The organism is Streptococcus oralis (genome assembly GCF_003943395.1).
Classification (GTDB): domain Bacteria; phylum Bacillota; class Bacilli; order Lactobacillales; family Streptococcaceae; genus Streptococcus; species Streptococcus oralis_BF.
Window position 1 is genome coordinate 1 of record NZ_RJPJ01000018.1, and the last position, 6123, is coordinate 6123.

At 43.8% G+C, this 6123-nt stretch carries 2 protein-coding genes and 1 pseudogene; 2 read left to right on the forward strand and 1 reads right to left on the reverse strand.

What is annotated here, in order from left to right:
• Positions 1-24: 24 nt before the first annotated feature.
• Positions 25-165, forward strand: a pseudogene (locus tag D8802_RS10485) (KxYKxGKxW signal peptide domain-containing protein); the annotation flags it as partial.
• 587 nt (positions 166-752) lie between these two features.
• Here the strand turns inward: D8802_RS10485 and D8802_RS10170 are convergent.
• Positions 753-890 (reverse strand): hypothetical protein, encoded by a 138-nt coding sequence (locus tag D8802_RS10170; RefSeq protein ID WP_185758231.1) that lies wholly within the window; start codon positions 888-890, stop codon positions 753-755.
• Positions 891-1671: 781 nt separating this feature from the next.
• Between D8802_RS10170 and D8802_RS10535 the strand changes: the two genes are divergently transcribed.
• On the forward strand, positions 1672-6123 hold a 4452-nt coding region (locus D8802_RS10535; RefSeq protein ID WP_472725599.1), incomplete at its 3' end, for a MiiA motif-containing surface protein.

The window sequence follows — 6123 nt, forward strand, 5'->3', positions numbered from 1 at the left end:
TTTTTCAAAAAAGAAAGGAATAAAATGTTTCGAAGTAAAAAATTTAACAAAGATTTCGAGATCGTAGATGAGAAAAAGCGCTACAAGCTTTACAAGTCGGGTAAAAACTGGGTGAAAGCCTCGAATTCCCAACTANATCTCTTTCGTATCGGTGGGATGGGAGAAGTTGTTTCGACAAGCCTATCCGACACTGAAGAACTTGACCACGCTCATCTCAATGTCAACACGCTTGCGGGTATAGGGGCCATCTTAGCCGCCGGGGCCGCAGGTTTTGTTGCAACTCAAGAGCAAACTGTATATGCAGATGAGACATCTGAGTACAAGGAAACTGGTAAGGCAGTCATCGCAACTGAGCCCCAAGCTGATGCGACAACTGAAGCCAGCAATAACTCTATCATTGCCCAAGCACAAGCAGAAGTGAAGGAACAAGCAGAGCAAGACTCTGTATCTGTTTCTGAGTCAGTCAGTCAATCTGTAAGTGCTTCTCTTTCGACAAGCGTTTCTGTATCAGCTAGTCTATCAGCAAGTGCGTCAGCTAGCAGTTCAGTTACTACCAGCCAGTCAGCTGTAAGTCCTGCTTCTGAGTCAGCCTCTGTTAGTGAAACTCCATCGCAATCAGCGAGTGTGCAAGCATCTGCCTCAACTCCTGTCTCTGAGTCAGCATCTGCTAGCGCTCAACCTGCTCCTTCAGTAAGTGTCCAAACTTCAGCATCTCTAGCTGAAAGCACTAGCTCTGTTAGCGAGTCAGAAGTTCAAACCTCTGTCTCAACTTCGACCTCAGCATCCCTTGATGTCAAGACTGCTCCTGCTGAGAGCCTTGCGACCAGCAAGCTAGGTGACGCCTTGTCAAGCGCAACCCAACTCAGCAGCCAAGTGGCAACAACTAGCAATAACCTAGCCGCTGGTGTGATCGCTGATAAGAATCAAGCCCAAGGCAAGGATGCGCTCAAACAAGCTGAGAAGAGTCAAACGGTAGATAAGACCGTGACCACTTCACCAAAAGAGTCTGTCAGTGCTTCTGCTAGTGCCAGTCAATCAACAAGTGGATCGAATGTTTCTGTAGTGTCAAGTTTGTCTGTTGAACAGAGTGGATCGACGACAGCAATTGACCAGCAACCTTCTACTTCAAAAGAAGCAAAGAACCTTGAAATTGACTCAGCTGAATTAAAAATAACTGAAATTACTGGTAAGAATAGTGTTAGTGGAGTTCAATCAACTTCTGTCACAACTAGCTTAATTGAAGCTGCTGCGGTTGCAATAGCATCTTCAGAAGTCACTGCTAAACAACAAGAAGAAAACCGTAGGAAGTTGACCAATCTTTCAGCTGAAATAGGTGACTATCTAGCAAAAGCGGTTGATTTACCAAATACGGATTCAGCTCTTGATAAGGCCAATGCTGCAGTAACAGAAATTGAAAAAGCCCTGACTGATCCAACTAGTGATTTAACAACAGTATTGCAAAAAGCTACTTCAGCGCGTAATTCGATTGTCAATGCTGTGTTGGCGGCTAATTCTGGTGTGCGTGATCCACGAAATGGGACAGAAATTGCTAGAGGGGCACACTCACGTGCAGCCTCTAATCCGCCTACGATTTCTATGCCATCCACTATCACAATTTATAATGATGAAGCAATCAATAATTTTCAGATAAGACTGAATGATGATAAAGGGATGGCTAAAATCACGGGCTCCCCATCCAATGCTATTATTACAGGTTTAAATGCACCGAACTATCCAACTAACAAGAAAGGGGAATTTGGAGATCTATATATCTATGATAAAGGGGGGAAACGAACAGGTGCCCAAAAGACATACACCATTGACATAATAGGGACAGTGGGTCGTGAAAACGGAACTTGGAAACCCTATAAGCCTGGTACCTATGTTCTGGAGTACACAGTAACAGATATTCATGGTCTGACTGCGACAGCACGTACGAATTTCCATATCAAAGGCTTCAACGAACGCCACAACCCAGTTAGTGGGGATACCATTATTGTTAAGAATCCATCTTCTTTGACTGTAAGTGAACGCGATCAAGTACTTGAAAAATTTAAAGAAAAAAACCAGTCGCTTTTATCTGGTAGTGATTTTACGAAAGATGGCGTAACTGGAACGATTTCGGTAGCTGAAAATGGGAATATTACCATTACCTACCGTGATAATACTACAGATTTTATCCCAGCTAATGTGGATGCTGTTCCAGTTCCAAGTGCGACGGTGACTCGTAATGGTCAAACTCTAACACCTGTAAATGGCAACTATATTGTGTACGCAGGAGATGATATTCAAATTAATTTCACTGCTACAGATAATAGCGGGCAATTATCAGAATTTAAGATCGTTTCAAATGCAGATGCAAATGGCTCAGCCCTTGGAAGTAATTTCTTTGAAGATAATAAATATGGGACTGGAACTGTAGAGCATTTAACGGGGAATATCACAGCGACTACTGCTAGTCCAGCCCGTATTACAGTAAGAGCTCATTTGAATGATAATCTAGAGTATGATAAAAATGGTAGAAATAGTTGGCAACGCAATGCAGTAGCAACGGATAAGGCTGGTAATAGAAACAGTGCAGGAAATGATTCGCCGGGCAATGTCCGTATTGTGCAAGGTAGACTGACGGATATTATGGAGGGAGTAGCACCGACTGAAACCTTCCAAGTAGAAAATGTTTCTCGATTAAATTCTCAAGAAAAAACACGTATATTAGCAGCCGTTGAAAAATTAAATAATAAGCAGGAAAAACGTATAGACTCTTTCACTATTAGTGATAATAGAACAGTTACCATTATCTATAAAGATAAGACTACGGATACGTTCACTGTAAAACTTTCTGATAGTGAGTATAGGAGTAGCAGTACTTCAACTAGTCTAAGTCAAAGACAATCAACCAGTGCCTCAACATCTGACTCAGCAAGCAAGAGTACTTCAATCGTTGATGCTTCTAAATCAACATCAACTAGCCAGTCTAAGTCTGAATCGCTTAGCAAGTCGCAAAGCCTTTCTAAATCAGATTCAGCAAGTAAGAGTAACTCAGTAGTTGATGCCTCTAAATCAACCTCAACTAGCCAGTCTAAATCTGAATCACTTAGCAAGTCAGAAAGCACTTCTAAGTCAGATTCAGCAAGTAAGAGTAACTCAGTAGTTGATGCTTCCAAATCAACTTCAACTAGCCAGTCTAAATCTGAATCACTTAGCAAGTCACAAAGTCTTTCTAAATCAGATTCAGCAAGTAAGAGTAACTCAGTAGTTGATGCCTCTAAATCAACCTCAACTAGCCAGTCTAAGTCTGAATCGCTTAGCAAGTCAGAAAGCACTTCTAAGTCAGATTCAGCAAGTAAGAGTAACTCAGTAGTTGATGCTTCCAAATCAACTTCAACTAGCCAGTCTAAATCTGAATCACTTAGCAAGTCACAAAGTCTTTCTAAATCAGATTCAGCAAGTAAGAGTAACTCAGTAGTTGATGCTTCCAAATCAACTTCAACCAGCGCATCTGTATCAGATTCAACAAGCGTAAGCAACAGCATCTCAGCTTCAATCAGCGCTTCAGAATCAGCAAGCACAAGTGCTTCAACATCTGACTCAGCAAGCAAGTCAGAAAGCTTGTCTAAATCAGCTTCAGCATCTGACTCAGCAAGCAAGTCTGCTTCAGAATCAGTAAGCGCAAGCGACAGTACTTCTAAGTCAGATTCAGTAAGCAAGAGCGCATCTGTATCAGATTCAACAAGCGTAAGCAACAGCATCTCAGCTTCAATCAGCGCATCTGACTCAGCAAGCACAAGTGCTTCAACATCTGACTCAGCAAGCAAATCTGCATCAGAATCAGTAAGCACAAGCGTAAGCAACAGTGCTTCAGCTTCAACCAGCGCATCTGTATCAGATTCAACAAGCGTAAGCAACAGTATCTTAGCTTCAATCAGTGCATCTGACTCAGCAAGCACAAGTGCTTCAACATCTGACTCAGCAAGCAAATCTGCATCAGAATCAGTAAGCACAAGCGCAAGCAATAGCGAGTCAGCATCAACAAGTGCATCTGTATCAGATTCAACAAGCTTGAGCAACAGCATCTCTGCTTCAATCAGTGCTTCTAACTCAGCAAGCACAAGCGCAAGCACAAGTGCTTCAGCATCTGACTCAGCAAGCAAGTCTGCTTCAGAATCAGTAAGCGCAAGCGACAGTACTTCTAAGTCAGATTCAGTAAGCAAGAGCGCATCTGTATCAGATTCAACAAGCGTAAGCAACAGCATCTCAGCTTCAATCAGCGCTTCAGAATCAGCAAGCACAAGTGCTTCAGCATCTGACTCAGCAAGCAAGTCTGCTTCAGAATCAGTAAGCGCAAGCGACAGTACTTCTAAGTCAGATTCAGTAAGCAAGAGCGCATCTGTATCAGATTCAACAAGCGTAAGCAACAGCATCTCAGCTTTAATCAGCGCATCTGACTCAGCAAGCACAAGTGATTCAACATCTGACTCAGCAAGCAAATCTGCATCAGAATCAGTAAGCACAAGCGTAAGCAACAGTGCTTCAGCTTCAACCAGCGCATCTGTATCAGATTCAACAAGCGTAAGCAACAGTATCTTAGCTTCAATCAGTGCATCTGACTCAGCAAGCACAAGCGCAAGCAACAGTGCTTCAGTATCAACCAGCGCATCTGTATCAGATTCAACCAGCGTAAGCAGCAGTGAGTCAGCTTCACGTAGTGCCTCAGCTTCAGCGTCAACAAGCGTAAGCAACAGCATCTCAGCTTCAATTAGCGCTTCAGAATCAGCAAGCACAAGTGCTTCAACATCTGACTCAGCAAGCAAGTCTGCTTCAGAATCAGTAAGCGCAAGCGACAGTACTTCTAAGTCAGATTCAGTAAGCAAGAGCGCATCTGTATCAGATTCAACAAGCGTAAGCAGCAGTGAGTCAGCTTCACGTAGTGCCTCAGCTTCAGCGTCAACAAGCGTAAGCAACAGCATCTCAGCTTCAATTAGCGCTTCAGAATCAGCAAGCACAAGTGCTTCAACATCTGACTCAGCAAGCAAGTCTGCTTCAGAATCAGCAAGCACAAGCGTAAGCAACAGTGCTTCAGCCTCAACAAGTGCATCTGTATCAGATTCAACAAGCTTGAGCAACAGCATTTCTGCTTCAATCAGTGCTTCTAACTCAGCAAGCACAAGCGCAAGCAACAGTGCCTCAGCATCAACAAGCGCATCTGTATCAGATTCAACAAGCTTGAGCAACAGCATCTCTGCTTCAATCAGTGCGTCTGAATCAACAAGCACAAGCGACAGCAACAGTGCTTCAGCGTCAACCAGCGCATCTGTATCAGATTCAACAAGCGTAAGCAACAGCATCTCAGCTTCAATCAGTGCTTCTGAATCAACAAGCACAAGCGTAAGCAACAGTGAATCAGCTTCACGTAGTGCCTCAGCTTCAGCGTCAACAAGCGCAAGCAACAGTGCTTCAGCATCAACCAGCGCATCTGTATCTGATTCAACAAGCGTAAGCAACAGCATCTCAGCTTCAATCAGCGCTTCTGAATCAGCAAGCACAAGTGTAAGTAACAGTGCATCAACATCTGACTCAGCAAGCAAGTCTGCTTCAGAATCAGCAAGCACAAGCGCAAGCAACAGTGCCTCAGCATCAACAAGCGCATCTGTATCAGATTCAACAAGCGTAAGCAACAGCATCTCTGCTTCAATCAGCGCTTCTAACTCAACAAGCACAAGTGTAAGCAACAGTGCTTCAACATCTGAATCCGCAAGCAAATCCGCTTCAGAATCCGCAAGCACAAGCGCAAGCAACAGTGCTTCAGCGTCAACCAGCGCATCTGTATCAGATTCAACAAGCGTAAGCAACAGNATCTCTGCTTCAATCAGCGCTTCAGAATCAGCAAGCACAAGCGCAAGCAACAGTGCTTCAGCGTCAACAAGCGCATCTGTATCAGATTCAACAAGCTTGAGCAACAGCATCTCTGCTTCAATCAGCGCTTCTAACTCAGCAAGTACAAGCGCAAGCACAAGTGCTTCAACATCTGAATCCGCAAGCAAGTCTGCCTCAGAATCAGTAAGCACAAGCGTAAGCAACAGTGCCTCAGCGTCAACAAGCGCATCTGTATCAGATTCAACAAGC